Genomic DNA, 526 nt, shown 5'->3' with positions numbered 1-526 from the left:
CCCGCCGAGGTGCTGGGCGGTTCCCGATGAGAAGGGTGCAGCCCGCCGGCCGTTCTCCCGATCCAGCCGAGCCCGGTGATGCGCTGCACCCATGGGCGCGTTTCACCTGGTCGGACGGTCCTCGGTCGCAGTACCGGGCGTGTCCGGGTCAGGGTGGCCTTCATGGACATCACCAGCCAGATCGACGTCCCCGTCGTCATAGCCGCCGGCGCTGCTGGTCAGTGCGCAGCCGTGCGGGTGGAGTCCGCCGCGGCCGTGATGGCCAGCGTGGTGCTCGACCAGTGCGCAGTTTTGTCGGCGGGGCAGCCACGGGCGGAGGCGGCCGGAGTTGTGGCGGATGGCCTCCGTGCGGCCTTGATGGACGCGGGTATCCGCACTGCGGCAGGTGAGGCGGTGTCGGCCGGGGCGGGGGCTGGGGTGTTGGGCCGCCGTGGCCGGGACCGGCTCGCCGCCCGCATCGGCGACGCGGTCACGCCTGGAGGCCCGGTCACAGATCGGGTGCTGGTGGAGGCTGCGGTGTTGGCCG

1 protein-coding gene is annotated in these 526 nt (G+C 73.0%); it reads left to right on the top strand.

Annotated features, from left to right (window positions below; all coding sequences use genetic code 11):
• Positions 1-162: 162 nt before the first annotated feature.
• The coding region (locus IE98_RS44060; protein WP_043176439.1) for a hypothetical protein at positions 163-526 on the top strand (364 nt) is incomplete at its 3' end.

The sequence above is a fragment of the Streptomyces sp. NRRL B-24484 genome, from assembly GCF_000717715.1.
Classification (GTDB): Bacteria; Actinomycetota; Actinomycetes; order Streptomycetales; family Streptomycetaceae; genus Kitasatospora.
This window is presented reverse-complemented; position numbering and strand designations above follow the sequence as displayed.